General features: G+C 41.0%; 21 protein-coding genes and 1 riboswitch. Of the genes, 15 read left to right on the top strand and 6 right to left on the bottom strand.

Annotated features, from left to right (window positions below):
- Nucleotides 1-14: 14 nt before the first annotated feature.
- Complete coding sequence (serC, locus tag E2P86_RS09220; RefSeq protein WP_134432580.1) at nucleotides 15-1,082, bottom strand: 3-phosphoserine/phosphohydroxythreonine transaminase; 1,068 nt, start codon at nucleotides 1,080-1,082, stop codon at nucleotides 15-17.
- Nucleotides 1,083-1,462: 380 nt separating this feature from the next.
- Here serC and gyrA point away from each other — a divergent pair, with 380 nt between their 5' ends.
- From gyrA to E2P86_RS09205, 3 genes are read left to right on the top strand one after another with little or no spacing between them, the layout of a single operon-like run.
- Complete coding sequence (gyrA, locus tag E2P86_RS09215) at nucleotides 1,463-4,102, top strand: DNA gyrase subunit A (RefSeq protein WP_134432578.1); 2,640 nt, start codon at nucleotides 1,463-1,465, stop codon at nucleotides 4,100-4,102.
- Nucleotides 4,053-5,204, top strand: a complete 1,152-nt coding sequence (locus E2P86_RS09210) for a tetratricopeptide repeat protein (RefSeq protein ID WP_240775594.1) — start codon at nucleotides 4,053-4,055, stop codon at nucleotides 5,202-5,204. Before gyrA ends, E2P86_RS09210 begins: the two co-directional genes overlap by 50 nt.
- A 3-nt stretch (nucleotides 5,205-5,207) precedes the next feature.
- The gene (locus tag E2P86_RS09205; RefSeq protein WP_085471908.1) at nucleotides 5,208-6,377 is read left to right on the top strand and encodes a tetratricopeptide repeat protein; all 1,170 of its coding nucleotides are present in this window, start codon (nucleotides 5,208-5,210) and stop codon (nucleotides 6,375-6,377) included.
- A 106-nt stretch (nucleotides 6,378-6,483) separates the two neighbouring features.
- Here the strand turns inward: E2P86_RS09205 and E2P86_RS09200 are convergent, their stop codons facing one another.
- Nucleotides 6,484-6,999: a lipocalin-like domain-containing protein gene (locus tag E2P86_RS09200; RefSeq protein ID WP_085471909.1), complete on the bottom strand. Its 516-nt coding sequence runs from the start codon at nucleotides 6,997-6,999 to the stop codon at nucleotides 6,484-6,486.
- Nucleotides 7,000-7,134: 135 nt separating this feature from the next.
- On the opposite strand from E2P86_RS09200, the gene E2P86_RS09195 reads away from it, so the two are divergent.
- From E2P86_RS09195 to E2P86_RS09160, 8 genes are all read left to right on the top strand, one after another.
- Nucleotides 7,135-7,536: a YchJ family protein gene (locus E2P86_RS09195; RefSeq protein ID WP_262708593.1), complete on the top strand. Its 402-nt coding sequence runs from the start codon at nucleotides 7,135-7,137 to the stop codon at nucleotides 7,534-7,536.
- 97 nt (nucleotides 7,537-7,633) lie between these two features.
- Entirely contained in the window at nucleotides 7,634-8,002 is a 369-nt protein-coding gene (gene rpsF, locus E2P86_RS09190) for a 30S ribosomal protein S6 (protein WP_085471910.1), read from the top strand.
- Nucleotides 8,002-8,265, top strand: coding sequence for a 30S ribosomal protein S18 (gene rpsR, locus E2P86_RS09185; RefSeq protein WP_085471911.1), 264 nt, complete (start codon nucleotides 8,002-8,004; stop codon nucleotides 8,263-8,265). The genes rpsF and rpsR overlap by 1 nt, the downstream gene beginning before the upstream one ends.
- 10 nt (nucleotides 8,266-8,275) lie before the next feature.
- Nucleotides 8,276-8,719 carry a 50S ribosomal protein L9 gene (gene rplI / locus E2P86_RS09180; RefSeq protein WP_085471912.1) on the top strand — a complete coding sequence of 148 codons (444 nt, stop codon included), beginning with the start codon at nucleotides 8,276-8,278 and terminating at the stop codon, nucleotides 8,717-8,719.
- A 106-nt stretch (nucleotides 8,720-8,825) separates the two neighbouring features.
- Nucleotides 8,826-10,076 (top strand): PQQ-dependent sugar dehydrogenase, encoded by a 1,251-nt coding sequence (locus E2P86_RS09175; RefSeq protein ID WP_085471913.1) that lies wholly within the window; start codon nucleotides 8,826-8,828, stop codon nucleotides 10,074-10,076.
- A gap of 89 nt (nucleotides 10,077-10,165) precedes the next feature.
- Entirely contained in the window at nucleotides 10,166-10,870 is a 705-nt protein-coding gene (locus E2P86_RS09170; protein WP_085471914.1) for a thioredoxin domain-containing protein, read from the top strand.
- Complete coding sequence (locus E2P86_RS09165) at nucleotides 10,871-11,245, top strand: DUF423 domain-containing protein (RefSeq protein WP_085471915.1); 375 nt, start codon at nucleotides 10,871-10,873, stop codon at nucleotides 11,243-11,245.
- 7 nt (nucleotides 11,246-11,252) lie between these two features.
- Nucleotides 11,253-11,314: riboswitch (Fluoride riboswitch) on the top strand.
- Between the two features lie 31 nt (nucleotides 11,315-11,345).
- Complete coding sequence (locus E2P86_RS09160) at nucleotides 11,346-12,530, top strand: chloride channel protein (protein ID WP_134432576.1); 1,185 nt, start codon at nucleotides 11,346-11,348, stop codon at nucleotides 12,528-12,530.
- Nucleotides 12,531-12,970: 440 nt separating this feature from the next.
- On the opposite strand, the gene E2P86_RS09150 is transcribed toward E2P86_RS09160, so the two are convergent.
- From E2P86_RS09150 to E2P86_RS09135, 4 genes are all read right to left on the bottom strand, one after another.
- On the bottom strand, nucleotides 12,971-13,693 hold the full coding sequence (locus E2P86_RS09150; protein ID WP_085471917.1) for a menaquinone biosynthetic enzyme MqnA/MqnD family protein: 723 nt from the start codon (nucleotides 13,691-13,693) through the stop codon (nucleotides 12,971-12,973).
- Nucleotides 13,686-14,312 (bottom strand): histidine phosphatase family protein, encoded by a 627-nt coding sequence (locus tag E2P86_RS09145; protein ID WP_085471918.1) that lies wholly within the window; start codon nucleotides 14,310-14,312, stop codon nucleotides 13,686-13,688. Before E2P86_RS09145 ends, E2P86_RS09150 begins: the two co-directional genes overlap by 8 nt.
- 5 nt (nucleotides 14,313-14,317) lie before the next feature.
- Nucleotides 14,318-15,511, bottom strand: a complete 1,194-nt coding sequence (gene mqnE / locus E2P86_RS09140) for an aminofutalosine synthase MqnE (protein WP_085471919.1) — start codon at nucleotides 15,509-15,511, stop codon at nucleotides 14,318-14,320.
- A gap of 156 nt (nucleotides 15,512-15,667) precedes the next feature.
- Nucleotides 15,668-17,503 (bottom strand): ABC transporter ATP-binding protein, encoded by a 1,836-nt coding sequence (locus E2P86_RS09135; protein ID WP_085471920.1) that lies wholly within the window; start codon nucleotides 17,501-17,503, stop codon nucleotides 15,668-15,670.
- Nucleotides 17,504-17,743: 240 nt separating this feature from the next.
- Here E2P86_RS09135 and E2P86_RS09130 point away from each other — a divergent pair, with 240 nt between their 5' ends.
- The 4 genes from E2P86_RS09130 to hisD all read left to right on the top strand — a co-directional run bounded on the left by E2P86_RS09130 (nucleotide 17,744) and on the right by hisD (nucleotide 22,138).
- A complete protein-coding gene (locus E2P86_RS09130; RefSeq protein WP_085471921.1) occupies nucleotides 17,744-18,904 on the top strand; it encodes a pyridoxal phosphate-dependent aminotransferase in 1,161 nt (386 codons plus the stop codon).
- A gap of 20 nt (nucleotides 18,905-18,924) precedes the next feature.
- Nucleotides 18,925-19,764, top strand: a complete 840-nt coding sequence (locus tag E2P86_RS09125; RefSeq protein WP_134432574.1) for a prephenate dehydrogenase — start codon at nucleotides 18,925-18,927, stop codon at nucleotides 19,762-19,764.
- Nucleotides 19,765-20,001: 237 nt separating this feature from the next.
- Complete coding sequence (hisG, locus tag E2P86_RS09120) at nucleotides 20,002-20,853, top strand: ATP phosphoribosyltransferase (RefSeq protein WP_134432572.1); 852 nt, start codon at nucleotides 20,002-20,004, stop codon at nucleotides 20,851-20,853.
- A 1-nt stretch (nucleotide 20,854) separates the two neighbouring features.
- On the top strand, nucleotides 20,855-22,138 hold the full coding sequence (hisD, locus tag E2P86_RS09115; protein WP_134432570.1) for a histidinol dehydrogenase: 1,284 nt from the start codon (nucleotides 20,855-20,857) through the stop codon (nucleotides 22,136-22,138).
- Nucleotides 22,139-22,205: the final 67 nt, after the last annotated feature.

Raw genomic sequence — 22,205 nt, 5'->3', positions numbered from 1 at the left:
GTATCTAACTAAGCTTATTTATATCTTTCTTCAAACTCCTTCATCGCATCCACTAATGCATTTATAGACGATAGCGTCAATGCATTGTAAATGGAAGCACGGAATCCACCTACCGAACGGTGACCTTTGATACCGATCAAACCGCGTTCTTTTGCTAACTCCAAAAACTCCGCCTCTTGCTCTGCTGTGTCCATCACAAACGTCACATTCATACGAGAGCGATCTTCCAGGTTTGCCGTTCCACGGAAGAACGGGTTTCTATCGATCTCATCATACAACGCACGTGCCTTAATGATGTTTTCTTGTTCGATCACCTCGATACCGCCTTTTTCTTTTAACCAACGCAAGTTCAACATCGACACATAGATCGAATAAACTGGTGGCGTATTATACATTGAGCCCGCTTTCGCATGCTCACGATAATCAAAAATACTTGGGATCGTACGCCCAGATTTACCTAAAATATCATTCTTCACAATAACTAAGGTAACACCAGCTGGTCCCATATTTTTTTGCGCACCCGCATATATCAAATCATAATCGGCTACATTTATGGTGCGGCTCAAGATATCCGAAGACATATCAACAACCAAAGGAACATTAACTTTTGGTGCTTCAAAAACCTCCGTACCATAGATTGTATTATTTGATGTATAGTGGAAATATGCTGCATCTGTTGGTACAGTAAATACCTTCGGGATGTACGTATAATTTTTATCCGACGATGAAGCCACGATTTCTACGTTCCCCAGTTTCGAAGCTTCTTTAGCGGCTTTGGAAGCCCATACTCCCGTATCCAAGTAAGCTGCTTTACCTCCTTCAGGCAACAAATTCATAGGAACCATAGCAAATTGCTGACTGGCGCCTCCTTGCAAAAACAACACCGAATAATCGGCAGGAACGGCTAACAATTCGCGCACAAGGGCTTCTGTTTCAATAACAACTTGTTCGAAATCTTTGGAACGATGCGATATTTCAAGGATCGATAAGCCCGAATTATTAAAATCGATTACTGCTTGTGCCGCTTCTTGAAATACTTCCTTTGGAAGGATGCATGGTCCTGCCCCAAAATTATGTTTCATCGTAAAAAAATTAATGATAAATAAAATAACTACTCCCTCATCAAACCACCTTTGGCTAAATGAAAAGCAAAAGTAAAATTTTTTTTAAAAGTTTTTTACATTTTTCAATGTTTTATTGATAAGAATATAAAATTTTACTTTTTTTAATATAAAAATGACACAACAATAACGTTTGCGCCCTTCTAATCAACAAATTACTCCCAATACCTTAAAGAACATGCAAAAAACTTCATCTGAACCGTCCCCTAGACTTTATGTTATACAATAATAATAGCAAGGAGATTTTGCCAATTTGAACGAAAAAAATCGTAACTTCGCATGCGATGTGTGTACTTTATTCAGGTGCGCATTATTAAGTTTTATCGAAACCAAATTTTAATATGGCTGAAGAGACAGAGAACGAAAACAATCTACTTCCTGCTAACGACAGGATTATCCCCATTAACATAGAGGACCAAATGAAGTCTGCCTATATCGATTACTCGATGTCGGTGATTGTTTCTCGTGCGTTGCCTGATGCAAGAGACGGTATGAAACCTGTACATAGACGGGTTTTATATGGTATGTTGGACTTGGGTGTTACCAGTAGTAAACCTTATAAAAAATCGGCGCGTATTGTCGGTGACGTATTAGGTAAGTACCACCCACATGGTGACTCATCGGTGTATGATGCAATGGTGCGCTTAGCGCAAGACTGGAGCATGCGTTATCCGTTGGTTGATGGTCAAGGTAACTACGGTTCGGTTGATGGTGACCCTCCAGCAGCAATGCGTTATACGGAGGCCAGATTGAAAAAGATTGCAGAAGATATTCTTTCTGATATCAATAAAGATACGGTAGATTTTCAACTCAACTTTGACGACTCCCTTGAAGAACCAACAGTTCTCCCTACTCGGATTCCAAATTTATTGGTAAATGGTGCTTCGGGTATCGCTGTAGGTATGGCGACTAATATGGCGCCACACAACCTCACAGAAGTTGTTGACGGTATTACAGCGTATATTGACAACCGCGATATTGAGATCTCAGAGTTGATGCAACACATCAAAGGCCCTGACTTCCCTACCGGCGGTATTATATATGGGTACAATGGCGTTAAAGATGCATGTGAAACGGGGCGTGGACGTGTGGTTATGCGTGGTAAAGCTGAGATAGAAACCTTGAAAAATGGACGCGAATGTATTATCGTTACCGAGATACCATATCAAGTCAACAAGGCGAATATGATTGAGCGTACGGCAGAGCTTGTCAACGAAAAGAAAATTGAAGGTATCGCTACCATCCGTGATGAATCTGACCGCGATGGCTTCCGTATTGTTTACGAAATAAAAAGAGAGGCTAATGCCAATGTGGTATTAAACAATCTCTATAAATACACAGCCTTACAGACCTCATTTTCTGTAAATAACATTGCCTTAGTTAAAGGGCGTCCGATGTTGATGAACTTGAAGGATATGATCCATGAATTTGTGGAACATAGACATGAGGTTGTTATCCGTCGTACTAAATATGAGTTGGCGGAAGCAGAAAAAAGAGCACACATTTTAGAAGGCTATTTAATTGCATTAGATCACCTGGATGAAGTGATTAAATTAATCCGTAGCTCCGAGACACCAGAGGATGCGCGTACAGGATTAATGGAACGCTTTAGCCTGACCGATATTCAAGCACGTGCTATTTTAGACATGACGTTACGTCGTCTAACAGGACTGGAACGTGACAAGATTAAAGAAGAATATGCCGAATTAATGAAGACTATCGACTACTTGAAAGAAGTTTTGAGTGACGAAGGCTTACGTATGCGTATTATTAAAGACGAACTTGCTGAAGTAAAAGAAAAATATGGTGATGAGCGCCGCTCTATTATCGTTCACTCGGCAGAGGATATGCGTATGGAAGATTTCATCGATGATGAGGAAATCGTCATTACCATTTCGCATAACAGTTATGTAAAACGCACTCCGCTTTCAGAGTACCGTCGTCAAGGCCGTGGTGGTAAGGGAGCTATTGGTTCGACCACACGCGATGAAGACTTTACCGAGCATATCATCACAGCATCTGCACATAACTACCTCCTACTCTTTACCGACAAAGGACGTTGTTTCTGGCTTCGTGCTTTTGAGATCCCTGAAGGAAGTCGTACTTCGAGAGGCCGTGCGCTGCAGAATATTATCAATGTTCCGAAAGAAGAGAAAATCAAGGCCTTTATCAAGGTAATCAACTTGAAAGATCAAGAGTACTTGGAGAATAACTTCATTATTATGTGTACCAAGAAAGGTACGATCAAGAAAACATCGCTAGAGGCTTACTCTCGTCCGCGTGCAAATGGTATTAATGCAATTAATATCAATGAAGGCGATGAGCTATTGGAAGCATGTTTAACAACGGGTACCAGCGAAATCGTGATGGCTCTTCGCTCGGGTCGCGCTATTCGCTTTAATGAAGGAACAGTTCGCCCAATGGGTAGAACCGCGACAGGTGTACGTGGTATTACTTTGGCCAGTGAGCAAGATGAAGTAGTAGGTATGATCGCTGTTGACAGCAATGATTCTACTGTTCTTGTTGTTTCTGAAAAAGGCTATGGTAAACGTACGGATATCGAGGACTACCGCGTAACAAACCGGGGTGGTAAAGGAGTAAAAACTATTAATGTTACGGATAAAACCGGTGAGCTTGTTGCAATCAAAGGCGTAACCGACCAGGACGACTTGATGATTATCAATAAATCTGGTATCGTGATTCGTATTGGCGTTGATTCATTACGTGTTATGGGTCGTGCCACACAAGGCGTGCGCTTAATAACGTTAAATGATACAGATGAAATTGCATCGATCACCAAAGTAGAGCGCGAAGAGGATGATGAAGAAGGCTTAGGCGGTGCAGAGGGTGAAATCGACACCCCAACAACGGATGACACAGACACCATCCTACGTGATGCGTCAAATGGTGCAATAATTAGTCCTTCAGAAGATGCGGAATCTAATGACGCTGAAGCTGATAACGAAGACAACGAAGCATAATTTTATGAAGAAAACGGTTATTTTGGGTCTTTTAGTCTCCTGTTCTTTTACAGGCTTTGCACAATCTAATTACAAAGAGAGTAGCAACAGTTTTGCCATGTACATGCAATCGGGAGACTTAAAGAATCTGGAAAGTGCAAAGAAATTTAACGATGCCGGATACCAAAACAAGCGGGACTCGACAAGCGCAAAAGTAAATGTCCTTCGTGCCATGATTTATAGTGCGATGGCTTATGCTGACTCAAGCCGGACGATCAAGAACCCCAAAGATCCTATTGATATTACCTATCATGCATTGGGTAAACTAAGGGCTAATGATCTTCAAAACTATCCGGCCGAAATGAAATATGTAAAGCAAAATTTAGCTGCGGCACATATTTCAAGCGCCAATAAAGCCCTGGGTAAAAAAGACTACAAGACGGCTTACGATAATTACATCAAAGTGAAAGAATTATCAATTGGCAACACGGATGTAATCTATAACTTGGCATTACTGGCGGTACAAAGTAAACAGTATAAGGAAGCAATCGGTTATTATACGACCGTTATTAAGGATGATGACGCCACGGCAACCATGTATCTGGAACTTGCTGATGTATACCGTCTATCTGGAGATAAGCATGCGCAATTACGCACCTTGGAAACAGCGCGATCTAAATTCAAGGATAATAAAGTTGTGCTCATGAATTTAATTCAGGAGTTAGCACACAATAATAACTACGAAGCTATCGTTCCTATTATTGATGAAGCGATAAAATTTGAGCCCGAAAATGTGGAGTTGAATTATCTAGCAGGATATGCTAACGAAACTGTCGGCCGCATCGATATCGCTAAACGATACTATCAGAAAACATTGCAATTGAGTCCAAATAACTACGAAGCCAACTTAGCCTTAGGGCTGATATTCTTAGGTGATTTTTTGAAAAACGACACCAATGTGGAGGCGCAATACTATGCGCAAAACTTATTGTTAAAAGCAAATGAGATTAGACCATATGATGTCAATGCACTAAAATCGCTATCTATGTATTACGAAAAGGCTGGTGATTTGGCTCAATTAGACCGAGTAAAGCTATTATTAAATCAACTTTCAAATAATTAAAAAATGAATTTTAAAAAAGCCATAGTATTTTCTTTACTGGTTGCAGCAGGTACAACGACATTTGCGCAAACAAGTAATTTAAGAAAAGCAAAAAGCAGCTTACAAAAGTTTGAAGAATTAAAAAGTGCAGGCTCTGCTGCTCTGGGTAAATCAAATCTTACCGCGGCTAAAGAAGCAATTGATTTAGCAGTTGCCCACGAAAAGACGAAAGATGATCCTGAAGCATGGACAATCTACGCTTTGGTAAATGCGAATATCGCTTCCATGGATAATGTTCCAGAAGCGGCTACAGCAGCAGCTGAAGGTGTTGAAAAAGCAAAGGCCTTGGACACAGAAAAGAAAAACGCAGAGAATATCGCTGTAGTTGGACAGGTCTTAGGTCAATACAATTTTAATCAAGGGGTAGCTTCTTGGGAAAAACAAGATTTTAAATCCGCTTACGCGCAGTTTGATAAAGCGTTAACTTTCCTTCCTGGAGACACAACACTTACTTACTACGGAGGTTTGGCGGCAATCCAAAACCAAGATTACAAAAATGCAGTTGAAAAGTACAAGTTACTGATTCCTAAAAAGGATTTCTCTGCACATAAATCGGTGATGGTTGACCTACCTAAGCTTTACCTTTCCATGAAAGATACGGCTAGCGCACTTGATTACGCAGCACAAGCAGCACAGGCTTACCCGAATGATAACGACGCTGCCGTTCAAAACATTGAATTGAACCTGATCGCTGGTAAAGAATCAAAAGTAATTGCTGATATCGAAAACCAAATTGCCAAAGATGGTAACAACAAATCGTTGTACTACTATTTAGGTATTGCACATTCTGCGGCAAACAATAACGATAAAGCAATTGCTGCTTACAAAAAAGCCGTTGAGATTGATCCAAACTATAATGATGCAAATAAAAATGCTGCAGCTACTATAATAAATAGTGTACGCGATCAGCTAAACGCATTAAACGAGAACAAAACATTATCAAACAACGATTACAACAAAAAAGTAACGGAGTTGAAAGAGAAAATCAAAGAAGCTCTTCCTTACTTAGAAAAATCTGTTGCCCTTAATCCGAAAGATGTAGATGCCTTGAAAAGTTTAAAAGGTTACTACGATTTCCAACAGGATGAGGCTAAATCTAACGAATTGAAAGCGAAAATAGACGCTTTGAACTAACGTTAGCCAACGAGATAAATAGAAAAAGGGTGCGCCAATTCAATGGATCGCACCCTTTTTCATTATGTATGTTATTTCGCCGGACGACAAGATGCCACGCAACAACTTATTCGTATTGCGAATTGGATATATACGCCGTTTCGATAACCCCTTCATCAAAAAAATCATCAATCGACCGATCCACTTTTTGCCAGGTCATGTAGGAGTTCACCTGCTGTCCATTAGAAAGTGTGGGTTCTACAGATTTCATGTATAAGATATCGCCTTCAAAATCGATCTTTCGCGATAACACTTTGTTGTTCCAATTCGGATAAAGCGCACTCTTTACTAAATAATGAACAACGGCTGTACTATTGTCAACTTTATATTTACCCGTAAAGGCTAAATAACCCTTTATCGAGGATTCCATTTCTTCAACACTAGGTAGAAGCTTGTCGTTACTCTCAAACAAGAGTCTTCCCTCCTTTGCAATCTGTACGGACATGAAACTATCGGGCGCATAAATCAAAAGTCCATTTGGGTTTTTACCTAGCGGAAACAAAGAATCGGTACCATTTATCGGCACCTCTATATAAGAAAGGAGCTTCCATGTTCCAACTAATTCATTTTTTAATGTAGTCATGAAAATTGCGTTAGTTTTATATTTCAAAACGTTCAGTGTGCGCAAATAGTTTAGACATTTCGCAATCAAACAAAATTGTGACAATCTACTGATCAATTTATCGTGTCTACAGACTTTTTTCTATAAGTTTGTATCGTGATTTTACAAACTGCAGTTTATACTTTTCTTTGTGGTTGCAGCTCGGAAAAACCTTATTCGGATTGCTGCGCCCCTATACATCAAGATTTACGTGAGGCTACTACGGCCGAATCCCTTATGCGCGCCCGGTATTGCGCTTTTACTAAGGGCTTAATCGACTTTCTATACAACAGCTTCCACCCTACTACGCGACGTTTTCAGCAAAAAGCAGCAATAGCACAATGGGCTTCAGCGAACAAATGGATGCAGCTCGAAGTACTACGCGCCACCGAAACTACCGTAGAATTCAAAGCACATTACCTTAATGCGAACGGAGAAGTAGAGATACACCACGAGAAATCGACGTTTAAGCGAACACAAGGAATCTGGTATTATGTCGATGGCAGATTGCTATCGTGATTTTTTGCAGAAAAACATCTTTTATATAAGAAATATTCTTACCTTTGCACTTCCGTGAGTGCGGAACAAATATTTAATTAATATAACTATTAAAAAAATGCAACAGTACGAATCTGTCATCATTCTTACCCCGTTGCTTTCTGAGGAGGCTGCGAAAGAAACAATCGCAAAATTCAAAGCTATCCTAACAGAAGGCGGAGCCGAGATTGTCGCTGAAGACAATTGGGGTTTGAAAAAATTAGCGTATCCGATCCAGAAAAAAACAACTGGATTTTATCACTTAACTGAATTCAAGGCTCCAGGTGAATTAATCAAAAAATTAGAGGTTGAATACAAACGTGATGAGCGTGTTATGCGTTTCTTAACTATTGCGTTAGACAAGCATGCATTAGCATTCGCTGAGAAAAAACGTAGCGGTGCTTTCAACAAAAAACCTGAAACTAAAACTGAGGAGGTAGCAAACTAATGGCAAACGAGAATATTCAATACGTAACTGCCCCTAAAGTAGAGGACAATCGTAAAAAATATTGCCGTTTCAAAAAGAACGGTATTAAGTATATCGATTACAAAGACGCGAACTTCTTAATGAAATTTGTAAACGATCAAGGTAAAATTTTACCTCGTCGTCTTACAGGAACATCTTTGAAATTCCAACGTAAAGTAGCTCAAGCTGTTAAACGTGCGCGTATTATCGGTTTATTACCTTATGTAGCTGATTCATTAAAATAGGAAGAACGACATGGAAATTATTTTAAAACAAGATATTAAGCACCTTGGCGAGAAAGACGATATCGTAGTTGTTAAGCCAGGTTACGGTCGTAACTACTTAATTCCTCAAGGATTTGCTACTTTAGCAACAGTGTCTGCTAAAAAAGTATTGGCTGAGAACATTAAACAAGCTCAGTTCAAACAAGAGAAAATCAAGAAAGATGCAGCTGAATTAGCTACTAAATTAGAAAGCGTAAAACTTTCTATCGGTGCTAAAGCTGGTGAAACAGGAAAAATCTTCGGTAAAGTAAACAGCATTCAAGTTGCTGATGCTTTGAAAGCGCAAGGTTTTGATGTTGACCGTCGTCGCATCACTTTCGAAGTTGAGCCTAAAACTTTAGGTGAATACATCGCTAACTTGAACTTACACAAAGAAGTGAAAGTACAAGTTCCTTTTGAAGTAGTTGCTGAATAAGCAATCCACATAAAAAGTAAGAAGCCGTCATACATTTGTATGACGGCTTTTTTTATAAAACAAATTTCGCTATTTTGCGTCTATATCCTAAACACATAAGAAAACTATGAGAATCCAAATTCCTGCATTTTTACTCGCATCGGCTACCTTAGTGTTGGCTGCATCCTGTAGTAACAGTGCTTCGACCAGTCAGCCACCAGTGGATGGTGCACCCACCGATAGCATCTACCCGCCTGTCGAGTCCGGAAAAGCAAATACGGATTATAAACCTGCTTTTGCCGGCCAAACGCGCGTTGCTGGGGTGAAAACGACAACGCCGTACGAGCATACGGTAGTTACCAAAGCATTAAAATCACCATGGGGTATTGCCGTACTTCCTGATGGACGTTTATTGATTACAGAAAAAGCAGGTGTACTTCGTATTGTAAATGCTGATGGTACCGTAAGCGAAGCCATTACAGGTCTTCCTAAGGTCGATGAGCAAGGGCAAGGTGGATTGCTTGGTATCACGCTAGATCCTGATTTTGCTACGAACAGAATGGTATATTGGGTATTTGCTGAACCAGTAAGTGGAGGAAACCATACGGCCGTGGCTAAGGGCAAATTGGCCGCGGATGATAAAACAATTGAAAATGCGACAACGATATACAGAGCGTTACCAACTTTCAATGGTAAGCTTCATTATGGTGGACGGATTATTTTCGATAAGTCCGGCAATCTTCTCGTAACAACAGGTGAACGCTCTGAGCTGGAGACACGACCACAAGCGCAAGATCTAAAATCGGCTTTGGGTAAGGTTATTCGTATCACGAAAGACGGACAACCGGCAGCCGGAAATCCCTTCTTAAACGATAGTAAGGCTTTGCCAGAGATTTATAGCTATGGCCACCGTAATGTGCAAGGGATTGCGATACACCCAGAAACAGGTGATCTTTGGGAAACTGAATTCGGCCCACGTGGCGGTGATGAACTAAATCTTGTGGAGGCGGGTAAAAACTATGGTTGGCCGACGATCACCTATGGATTGGAATATAGTGGAAAACCTATCGGTGATCCAATTATACAACAGAAAGAAGGATTGGAGCAACCTGTTTATTATTGGGATCCTGTATTATCCCCGAGCGGATTAATGTTCTATACGGGAGATGCAATTCCTGAATGGAAAAACAGTCTATTTATTGGCGGATTAAGTAGTACCCATATCGCACGATTAGTCATTAAAGATAAAAAGGTGGTTGGCGAGGAACGCTTATTAGCGAAAGAAGGACAGCGTTTCCGGGATGTAGTCCAAGGCAAGAATGGTGAGATCTTTGCGATTACTGATGCTGGTTTATTGTATAAAATAAGTAAAAAGTAAATTTTTAATAATATAAATCCCCCAGAGATACTCAATTCTGGGGGATTTGTATTTCTTAGCCTTAGTTTTTTAATTACCTTTACGTTACTATGAGATATCTATTCCTGTTCTTGACCCTGCTTTCTTCAGGGATTTTGGCTGCGCAAACAAAATTGTCGCCAACAGATTTCCAACAGCGATTAAAAAAGAATAGCAAGTCACAGCTTGTGGATGTCCGCACGCCTGAGGAATATGCTAAGGGAACGTTGGAACACGCTAAAAATATCAATTGGAACGATAAGTCAACTTTTCAATTGCAAGCTGCTAAACTCAACAAGAAAAAGCCGGTTTATGTATTTTGCTTTAGTGGGGGGCGTAGCACACAAGCTGCCCAAATGCTCACAAAAGAAGGCTTTACTGTTTTCGAATTGGAGGGCGGTCTCATGAAGCTGAACAGTGAAACTAAAGCTTCTGCGACAACAGCAAAAAGCAATGTAAAGGATCTAAAGGGCTTAACCTTAGCTGACTTTCAAGCAATACAGCAATCACATCCACTAGTTTTTATAGACTTTACTGCAAAATGGTGTGGACCGTGCCAAAAAATAAAACCGTATATCGAAAAAATTGCTGCAGATAAAAGCTATAAAACAAAGGTTGTTTACATCGATGCAGATGCTAACCCAGACTTGTTAAAGGAATTAAAAATAAGCGCAATACCGCGATTACAGCTCTATAAAAATGGGAAGCAAGTGTGGGATCATACTGGCGGGCTAAGTGAAGCGGAATTAGTACAGGCAATAAAAAAACAACTATAAATGAACACAACGGTTCTTGTAACGGCTGCTTTACTAGCGACAATAGCTATTATATTGGGTGCCTTTGGTGCACATGCCTTTAAGAAATTTCTTCCGGAAGATAAGCTCTCCTCTTTTGAGGTTGGTGTTCGCTATCAAATGTACGCTGCCTTAGCGTTACTTATTATCGGATATCAAGCGGACTTCTCATTTTATAGCGCCAGACTCGCATTTTACGGGATCGCTTTCGGCGTATTTTTGTTTTCAGGAAGTATCTATCTGTTAGCTTTCGCAAACCATTGGAAAGTAAATCTGCGTTTTTTAGGTCCGATTACACCACTAGGTGGCTTGTTGATGATAATAGGTTGGATATCCCTTATTGTAAGTTTTTTATAATATATTTTTAACTATAGGCAATGATGTCTGCCTTGAACCGCTACTGGAGCTGATGACGTCTACTTTGAATAATGGAATTATCTCATTAACGTATTGAAGTATGTCTCTATCAGCACTATCCCGTAATCTTATTTTTAGATGGCTTTTAAGTATTGTACTTATTGCCTTTCTTGTTGGCAGCACCTCTGCCCTATTTCTCTATTTGCTAAACGCGCTCACGAATTACCGTCAACAACATCTCGTTCTCATATATCTTCTTCCCTTAGCGGGTGTATTTATAGTGTGGTTGTATCAACGCTATGGATCTGCTTCACAAGGTGGGAATAAGTTAGTACTCGCTGAGTTTAAAGCACCCAGCGCCGTATTGCCTTTCCTTATGGCTCCACTTATATTTATCACCACATTAATCACCCACCTATTTGGCGGATCCGCTGGACGTGAAGGAACAGCTATCCAGTATGGTGCCACTATTGCAGATCAGTTCTCGCGCTTCTTACCGGGAAGTGCGGAAGATCGAAGAACGTTACTTTCTTGTGGTATTGCAGCTGGGTTCGCCTCGCTTTTTGGCACACCATGGGCAGGCTTATTCTTTGCAATAGAACTTGTCGGTTGGCGCAACTTTAACTATAAGCGACTGTTGGCAACAATGGCGACCGCTTTCTTGGCTTTTTATGTGTGTAATATTTACGGAAACCAGCATACGCATTACCCACAATTGACCGATTTGCCGACCATGTGGAGTTGGCTACATTTCGGAAGTCTTTTGCTTGCCGCAGCTTTCTTCGGTTGTACGGCATATATATTTATACAGTTTAACAGTTATCTACACCAGGCTTTTTCTTTCATAAAGCAACCGCTCTTCCGTCCAATCCTGGGCGGCTCTATCGTTGTTGCCTGGGTTCTATTATCGCATACAACACGACATATTGGTCTTGGTATTCCAACCTTAGTCGCGGCCTTCGACAGTGAACTGCCGGCCTATGATTTTGCGGTTAAATTAATCCTTACCACCATCACGCTTAGTTGTGGCTTTAAAGGTGGTGAAGTAACACCTTTATTCTTTATTGGTGCGACATTAGGAAATGCCCTTGCTTTATTTATACCGCTTCCAATGGCACTCCTCGTTGCGATGGGTTTTGTCGCGGTGTTTGCAGGTAGTACCAAAACACCCTTAGCTTGTGCTATCATGGGTGCCGAACTATTCGGTATAGACGTACTTCCGTGGGTTTTGGTTGCTTGTGTTGTGGCCTATGTGCTCTCTGGCAAGAAAAGTATTTATTCGTAGGTAGTTTGTAGTTCGTGGTTGGTAGAGTGTAGTTTATAGAGTGTAGTTTGTAGATTATTGTTTGTAGATTGTAGTTGGTAGAGTGTAGTTGGTAGTGTGTAGTTGGTGGTTGGTGGTTTTGTAGAGCCACAAGATTTAGCTCCGCTGAGCCCTTCGGGGTTTGTGGCTAGTTGGTGGATGGTGGTTTGTGCCTAGCTCGTAGACCGGAGTTCGTTGCTTGTGGTTCGTGATTTTTAATTCGTCATACGTAGGGGCTGGGCTTGCCCCCGCCCTCCTTCACAATTAGCAATCGTTTCCTTTTTTCAGTAATTTATGAATAATCAAAAATGGGCGACCGCAAGGGTAGCCCCTATATGGAAAGAAAACCATACGAATAGATTAGTTTCTGGTTGCGTTCTTGGTAATAAATACTATTGGAGGAGCACTTTTGCTTGCACAACCTACAAGCTCCGATACAATTCCAAATACTTTTGAATCGCTTGCCGTTTGGCATCCGTTAAATGAAAATCAAGATTCTTGGTAAGATACTGCTTATAGTCAAAATTAGGATATACAGGCAATCCTTCAATCACGTCCTCGGGGTGAGATACGCCAGCAGCAAGTGCTTCATTGAAAACCTGAACAAAAGATGATGGTAATGATTTATTCGCTACCCATACTGCATAAGCAAAAGGCAAACCGGTCATCTCTTTCCAGTAATAGCCCATATCATAAACATAAGGCACCTCTTCTTTCTTTCCGAAGGTCCGGTCTCCGATCAGGACATAAGCATCTGCTTCACCATGCTCTACAACCTTAACTTCACGTTTCCAATAATGCTTTAAGAGAATCTGTGCCAAGCCATTTGAAGTACGTGACTGCTTATCCAACAATAAAGAATTAATCTCTGTTATTGGTTTATTCGAAAATATGAAGACAGAGTCTACAGCACCATCACTCCCAATACAATAGTCACCAATAATCTCGTAATGTTCTAATCTTGCCAAAGCTGCTACCGGAATAATTCCCATATCAGCTTCATCCTCCAATACTTTGCGGGCGCATTCACTTGGATAATCTACCGATAGATCAATCTGATCCATAACCACCGGCGAAGCTTTTATCCCCTGAAGAAAGGGTAATGTATTGGTGTAGGATACTGCAGATATGCGTATTTTATGCATCGCCTAACTCCTCTAAATGTTTAATGTTGTAATGATCAATAATGGTAAATACGTCATCGGAATATTCCAATACATACAAGGCCGTGTTCGTATGCGGGAAGTCATCCATGAGATTGACCGGTATATTGGTAAGGTGGCACAACATAATCCGCAACGCACGTCCATGCATACATACCAAAACAGTCTCCTCATCGTGTTGTTTCAACATATGAGCAATCGCCTCCTTCTGTCGTTCAACTAGTGCATTCGGAGACTCCCCCGCTTCTATACCTAAGTCTAGATCACCAGCGCGCCACGCCGCAACAACTTGGTTAAATCCCGCCATAATCGTTTCATCTTGTTCCTTCCCTTCGTAAACGCCCCAGCTAATCTCATCCAATCCTATCAGCTCCTCGGAAGGAATTCCTAAATCAAGAAAAGACTGTACCGTTTCCTTCGTACGAAGCAACGTCGAAATATAAACCTTATCAAAGGGGATATCCTTATAGGCGTCAAAGAAAGCCTGTGCCTGCTCTCTTCCCGTATCATTGAGCGGTGAGTTTACACCACGTCCCTGCACGATCCCTCTCCGATTCAAATCGGTCTGTCCGTGCCGGATAAAATAAAATATCTTTTTCAATTTCTTTATTCTACTACAGGTAAAGAGTAATACTTGGGTTTGTTTTCTGTTTCAAAAACAACATCCTTGAAGTCCGTTATAACGCCATAAAGCGTGTCTCGCTCAATTGGGTGACGACCTACCTGTCTGATAAGTTCAACCAACTGTTGGGTACTCATTGCAGGCGTTTGTTCCTCTGCGCCAGCCATCGAGTAAATCTTGGTCGTATCATCTAATGTGCCATCAATATCATCAACACCAAAAGCAAGTGAAAGTTGAGCTGTATCTCTCGATATCATTGCCCAATAAGCCTTTATGTGCTCAAAATTATCTAAATAAATACGTGATATGGCGTAATTCCTCAAATCTTCAATAACCGATACTTCCGGTACATCCGACATTTGGTGCCCTTGGTTTCTAAACTTTAATGGAATAAAAGCCTGAAAGCCTCCCGTTTTATCTTGTAATTGCCGAAGGCGGTCCATATGGTCCACCCGATGCTTAAACTCCTCAATATGCCCATACAACATCGTCGCATTGGTACGCATGCCCAAACTATGTGCTTGCTCGTGGATATCCAACCATTGCTCTGCCGTACACTTATCGCCCGCTATCTTTTCACGGATTTCTGAGTCGAAAATCTCAGCGCCACCACCAGGCATTGAATCAAGTCCACATTCCTTTAAATATTTCAAGCCATCGTAGTGACTTAATTTAGCCTTTTTAAAGATGTAGTAATACTCTACCGGTGTAAGTCCTTTGATATGAAGATCAGGACGATGTGCCTTACAGCGCTTAAAAAATTCGGCATAAAACTCAAGGTTCTGTTTCGGTACCACGCCCCCTGTAATATGAACTTCGGTAACCGGTTCCCCATCGTACTTTTGCACGATCTCCATCATCCCATCGACATCCATCTCCCACCCTTGTTCGCGCTCTTTAATCAAGCGCGAATAGGCACAGAACTTACAGTCGTACACACATACGTTCGTAGGTTCAATATGAAAATTACGATTAAAATAAGTTTTGTCACCGTGTCGCTTCTCGCGAATAAAATTTGCGAGGGCACCAAGGTAACCAAGCTCGCCTTTTTCATATAGTAAAACGCCTTCATCGAAGCTGATGCGCTCTCCTTGGATTACCTTCGTGGCAATCGCCTTTAAATCTGCTGATAAATTATGATCTTGAATTAAAAACTCAAGCTTTTGCGTTGCATTCATTTCTATCTCCTATCTAAACAAACTTAGCTATTTTTCTTTTAAAAACCGCCTAAAAAGGCAAACAGATGCACAATAAAGCGAAGAAAATATGGGTGCATTTCGCTGCTCTAAATGACTGGCACAAAAAAAGCGACTCACCAGAGTCGCTTTAAAATATTAATCTACAAACTGTTGCATATCAATCAGGCGTTTATATAATCCGCCTTTCGCAATAAGCTCCAGGTGCCCTCCTTGTTCTACCACAGTACCGTTGTCTATCACCACAATTTTATCGGCATTTTGGATCGTACTCAAACGGTGAGCGATCACAACAGTTGTTCTATTCTCCATCAGTTTATACAAGGAATCTTGAACTAACTTTTCGGATTCGGTATCCAATGCCGAGGTTGCTTCATCCAACAACATAATCGGTGGATTTTTAAGTACAGCACGGGCGATACATATACGTTGTCGCTGCCCTCCCGATAGCTTCGCCCCACGATCGCCGATATTCGTATCGTAACCACCTTCAGTTTTCAGGATAAACTCATGGGCGTTTGCAATGCGAGCCGCTTGCTCCACTTCTTCCTGCGTCGCACTTTCATTTGCAAATGCGATGTTATTATAAATGGTATCGTTAAATAAAACAGATTCTTGATTTACGGTTCCGATCAACGCACGTAAAGATTCCTGCTGTACATCGCGAAGATCTGTACCATCAAATAAGATCGCTCCGCTTGTTACATCCATAAAGCGCGGAATAAGATCTACCAACGTAGATTTCCCACCTCCGGAAGGCCCCACCAAAGCGACTGTCTTTCCTTTAGGGACTTCTATATTAATCGCTTTTAATACCTCCTTTTCGCCATAAGCGAAATGCACATCTTTAAATACAATAGACTGCTCAAAAGATTTTAAAGCCACCGCGTCTGGTTTGTCGTTCACGTGACTCTTCTCATCAATAAGATCAAGCACACGTTCACCTGCTGCAATACCACTGTGGATATTTGAAAAAGCATCAGTTAATGCCTTCGCAGGTCTCATCACTTGTGAAAAAACAGCAATATATCCGATAAATTCAGATGCTTTTAAATCACCCTGACCACTTAAAACCAAATTACCACCATACAACAAAATGATAGCCACCATCACTACGCCCAGCAATTCGGAAACGGGAGAGCTCATTTGCTGACGACGTGCCATACGACGCATAATCTTTGAATAGCTTGCACTCTCGTTATTAAATTTATCTTTTACAAACGGAACGGCGTTAAATGCTTTAATGATCTTTATGCCTGACAAAGCTTCATCCAAATATGAGATCATATTGGCGTATGACTGTTGTCCTTCGCGTGCTTGCTCTTTCAATCGCTTTACAATCCGCGATATAAAAAATGCCGAAACTGGAATAACTAATAAAGAGAACAAAGTCAACTTCGCCGACAAAGAAAAAAGTACAAAGACATAAGCAATCAACTGTAGTGGCTCTTTAAACACCACTTGTAATGTCGCTGTAACAGAGAACTGTACCACCTGAACGTCTGATGCGATTTTTGAAATCACATCTCCTTTACGCTGGTTCGTGAAATACGCTAAATCCAGATCCATCACATTATCGAAAACAGACTTGCGAAGATTCAGCAACGTATGGATACGTAGATTTTCCATGATACGCTGCGAGAGGTAGCGGAACACATTACTTAAAAATACAGAGGCAATAATAACGATACAGACGTACTTTAATGCTTCATAGGGTCCTAATTCATAATACAGCTTATCTGCATAATATGTAAACCATCCACCTAGATCATCCAGACCTGATGGTTTTTCTGCGACAGCTACAGGCTGCAGGTCTGCATCTCCAGTACCTTTGAACAATACTTGCAGCAAAGGCACTAATAGAGCGAGATTTAACGTTCCAAAGATGACTGTAATAATGGTACAGATAATATATGGAATTGCGTATTTCTCAATAGGCTTTGCAAACGATAGCAGTCTAAAATAAGTTTTCATGTAATCCGATAAGCTACAAAAGTAATAAAAACCATACTCAAATAAACATATACGCTGAAATGAAACGAATGTTTATTTCAATTATGTCGTTTATTTAACATACGTTTACGGAGATTAACACAAACAACCACTCTTGAGGCCCACAGTCGTCGCCATATAAAAGAGATAATATTTTACCTTAACTTGTCTACAAGTCTTATAGATAATCTGTAATTTAGGCAGCTTAAATCGCAAATCAGAATGGATATTAAAGTCGCAAATAGACTCCTAGCAACAGAGGAGTACTATTTCTCGAAGAAACTTAGGGAAATTGACGCCATGAATAAATCTGGCGCTCAAGTCATTAACCTCGGTATCGGAAGTCCAGATTTACCTCCGCATCCCGATGTTATCAAGGTATTGAACGAGGAATCGGCCAAGGCCACCACGCATGGTTATCAGAGCTATAAGGGCTCTCCTGTGCTACGGCAAGCTATGGCCGACTGGTATGCGCGCTATTATCATGTGCAACTTGACGCCGAACGAGATATTCTTCCCCTGATCGGTTCCAAAGAAGGAATAGTACACATTTGTATGACCTATTTGCAAGCTGGTGATGAAGCTTTGGTTCCCAACCCAGGGTACCCCGCCTATACCAGCGCCGTGCGTCTTACAGAAGCAACGATTGTTCCGTATGAACTTTGTGCAGAAAATCAATGGCTCCCGGATTTAGAGGCCTTGGAGAAACGTGATCTCTCCAAAGTGAAACTTATGTGGATCAACTATCCGCATATGCCAACAGGTGCACTTGCTACTTATGATCTTTTCGAGCGCGTCATTGCTTTTGGTAGAAAGCATAACATTCTTATCTGCCACGATAATCCATATAGCTTTATCTTAAATGATAAACCGATGAGTATCTTTTCGGTTCCGGGCGCAATGGATGTAGCCATTGAACTGAACTCTCTTAGCAAATCATCCAATATGGCTGGTTGGCGTGTCGGTATGCTCGTTGCTCATCCGGACCGTATCGCTGAAATTATGCGCTTTAAGAGTAATATGGACTCCGGTATGTTTCTTCCTCTTCAACTGGCTGCGGCCGTTGCATTACAATTGGAAGCCACTTGGTACACGCAATTAAACGAAGAATACGGAATAAGACGTAAAAAAGTGGAAGCTATAATGGATTTGCTTGGTTGTACCTACGATCCACAACAAGTTGGTCTATTTGTATGGGCTCGCATACCTGACGATGCAACAGATTGTTACGCTGTAACAGATGATGTATTAGATAAAGCACATGTCTTTATTACACCAGGGGGAATCTTTGGCTCTAGTGGGAACCGTTATATACGGATTAGCCTATGTGCCAAGACGGAAGTATTGGATCAAGCGATCGAAAGAATTAAAACTATTCGCTAATAAACGATAGAACAACGAACATGAATATTGCTATAGTTGGTATCGGTCTTATTGGGGGCTCCATCGGAATCCGCTTAAAAGAGACCCAATTTGCTCAAAAAACAATTGGTGTAGAAAAAAATGAAGCCAACCAAAAGAAAGCGCTTCAGCTCGGTCTAGTCGATGAGATTCTGCCCTTAGAGGAAGCGCTTAAACAAGCCAAGATTATTATCCTGACCATCCCGGTTGACGCTATAGTCAAAATACTTCCGGGTTTACTCGATAAGGTTACCGATCAGGTCGTTATTGATATGGGATCGACCAAAACAAATATCTTACGCACCATTGCCGATCACCCAAAACGTGGTCGATACGTGGCTGCACATCCAATGGCAGGAACGGAGTATTCAGGTCCAGAGGCAGCTGTCCCGGGATTATTCAAAGAAAAGGTGATGGTTTACGTTGAAGCCTTTAAATCGGACGAAGATGCTTTCGAGCTCGCTGATGCGGTGACTGAACAATTGGAAATGAAAACCTCGTTCATGAATGCCGATGAACACGATGAACATACCGCTTATGTGTCACATATTTCGCACTTAACTTCTTTTGCTTTGGCATTAACAGTTTTGGAGAAAGAAAAATCACAAGGGCGTATTTTTGAATTAGCTGGTTCCGGTTTTCAATCAACAGTACGTTTAGCGAAATCGTCGCCGGAGATGTGGACGCCGATCTTTAAGCAGAATCGTGAAAATGTGCTTGAAGTATTGGAAGAACATATCAAACAGCTTCAAAACCTCTATAATAAACTAGCGGCTGAAGATTATGAAGGATTACATAAGCTAATCAAGAAATCAAATAAGATAAAACGCATTATAAAGTAAATAAAGGGCTATTGTTGTAAGAAATTAATATTTATTTCACCAAATACTTGATATCTCTACAGCAATAGCTTACATTTGCTATATTATTAATAAAAATGACACCATTGTTCACTATTCATACACATATGCATCATCGCCAGTTTGGCGATATGTAATGTTTATGTTTCTACGTGAAGCAGTTTCTCCCCCGGTGTATTTTTTCTGTATTATTAATAATAAAAAGCAAAACCTTATATTTTGAAAAATCTTAAAATAGCTATCCAAAAATCGGGTAGATTAAACGAAAAATCTGTACAATTATTAAAAAACTGTGGTTTAGATTTCGAGAACTACAAAAGCTCCCTCATTACACGTGTCAATAACTTTAACCTAGAAATCCTCTTCCTTCGGGATGATGATATTCCCGGTTACGTTGCGCAAGGCATAGCAGATTTGGGTATTGTTGGGGAAAATGTAATCGATGAAACACAGGTCGAAGTCTCTTATCTACAACGGTTAGGATTTGGCAAATGTACGCTTAAGATTGCCGTTTCTAAAGATTCTAATATTGAGCAGCTTTCTGATTTAAATGGAAAGTCTATCGCAACATCCTATCCTGTAATCCTACAAGACTTTTTAACTTCAAAGGGCATTAATGCCACCATCCAAGAAATCTCTGGTTCTGTAGAAATAGCGCCAGGACTAGGCCTTAGCGATGCAATCTGTGATATTGTTTCGACTGGTGGAACCCTTAAAAGCAATGGTTTAAAACCATTTATCGACGTTAAAAACTCAGAAGCCATTTTAATTGGACGCAATGGAATTGCTGAAGATCCTACACTATGTGAACTTTTGCAACGGGTACAATCGGTACTACGGGCGAAAGAAACCAAATATGTGGTTCTGAATGTCGAGAAGGTTAACCTCCCACAAATTACGGAACTTCTGCACGGCGTCAAAAGCCCGACGGTAATGCCCTTGGCAGAAGATGGTTGGGTGGCTGTACACACCGTTATTACGGAAGATGATTTCTGGGATAAGATCAATAAGTTGAAAGCTGCTGGTGCACAAGGTATCGTGGTGATGCCGATCGAAAAAATCATTATGTAACATGCTAAAAACCTATTCATATAGCACTTTATCCGAAACGGATATACAACGACTGATAACGCGCAATGCCGATGAGAGCCATCAGGTAACAGATGTTGTGCTCGATATCATATCAAACGTTCGTACGGGCGGCGATTCATCCTTAAAAGAATTGGCTCAAAAATTTGATAAGGTTTCCCTTGATACCCTTTATCTCGACAAATCAGAGATTGAAGACCTAGCAATGCGTATCCCACGGGAACAGCAGCGCGCCCTGGAAATTGCCTTTCAAAATATTCACCGTTTCCACAGCATTCAGGTAAAACGAGAACGCGTGGTCGAAACAATGCCCGGTGTGAAGTGTTGGCGGGAAATTCGTCCAATCGAAAAAGTTGGATTATACATTCCTGGGGGATCCGCAGTTTTGCCAAGTACATTGCTCATGCTTGGTATCCCAGCACGCATTGCGGGATGTAAAGAAATAGTCGTGTGTTCGCCTCCACAGAGAGATGGTAAGATTAACGGATATGTGGCTTACTGTTTGCATTTACTTAAGATAGAACGCATTTATCTTGTAGGTGGTGCCCAGGCTGTCGCTGCTATGGCCTTTGGTACGGAGACAATACCAAAAGTAGACAAGATCTTTGGCCCGGGAAATCAATTTGTCACCAAAGCAAAAAGCTTGGTTCAAAGTATGACAAATGTAAGCATCGATATGCCTGCGGGTCCTTCTGAAGTACTTGTTATAGCTGATGAAACCGCCAACCCTACTTTCGTGGCGGCCGATTTATTGGCACAAGCAGAGCACGGAGCGGACAGTCAAGCTATACTTGTCGCAACAACAGAATCGCTTATCGAGCGTGTGAATCAAGAGCTTGTGCAGCAATTGGCACAATTACCGCGTCAAGATATTGCGCAAAAAGCAATAGAAAATTCATATGCTATTTTAGCAAACAATCATGAGGATGCGATGAAGTTCTCCAATAGCTATGCCCCTGAACACCTCCTTTTGGAAGTTGCCGAATGGGAACCATTAACGCGGAGGATCTTAAATGCTGGCTCTGTCTTTTTAGGACACCTTACGCCAGAAAGTGCAGGAGACTATGCCTCGGGGACAAACCACACCCTTCCTACATCTGGATACGCACGTGCATATTCTGGTGTATCAGTAGATTCGTTTGTGAAGAAAATAACGTTTCAACATATTAATGAAGAAGGAATAAAGCAAATAGGTGCGACCGTAGAGATCTTAGCGGAGCTGGAGGGATTGCAAGCACATAAAAATGCAGTGACTGTTCGGAAGTAATCCTTTCGATATTCCTCATGCTTTTATCGCGGATAAACGATAAATTTTATCTAATTTTGCACCTTCT

Origin of the sequence: Sphingobacterium psychroaquaticum, from assembly GCF_004421025.1 — a bacterium.
Taxonomy (GTDB): Bacteria; Bacteroidota; Bacteroidia; order Sphingobacteriales; family Sphingobacteriaceae; genus Sphingobacterium; species Sphingobacterium psychroaquaticum.
Note: the sequence above shows the minus strand (reverse complement) of the source record. Positions and strands in the feature narration are given on the sequence as shown.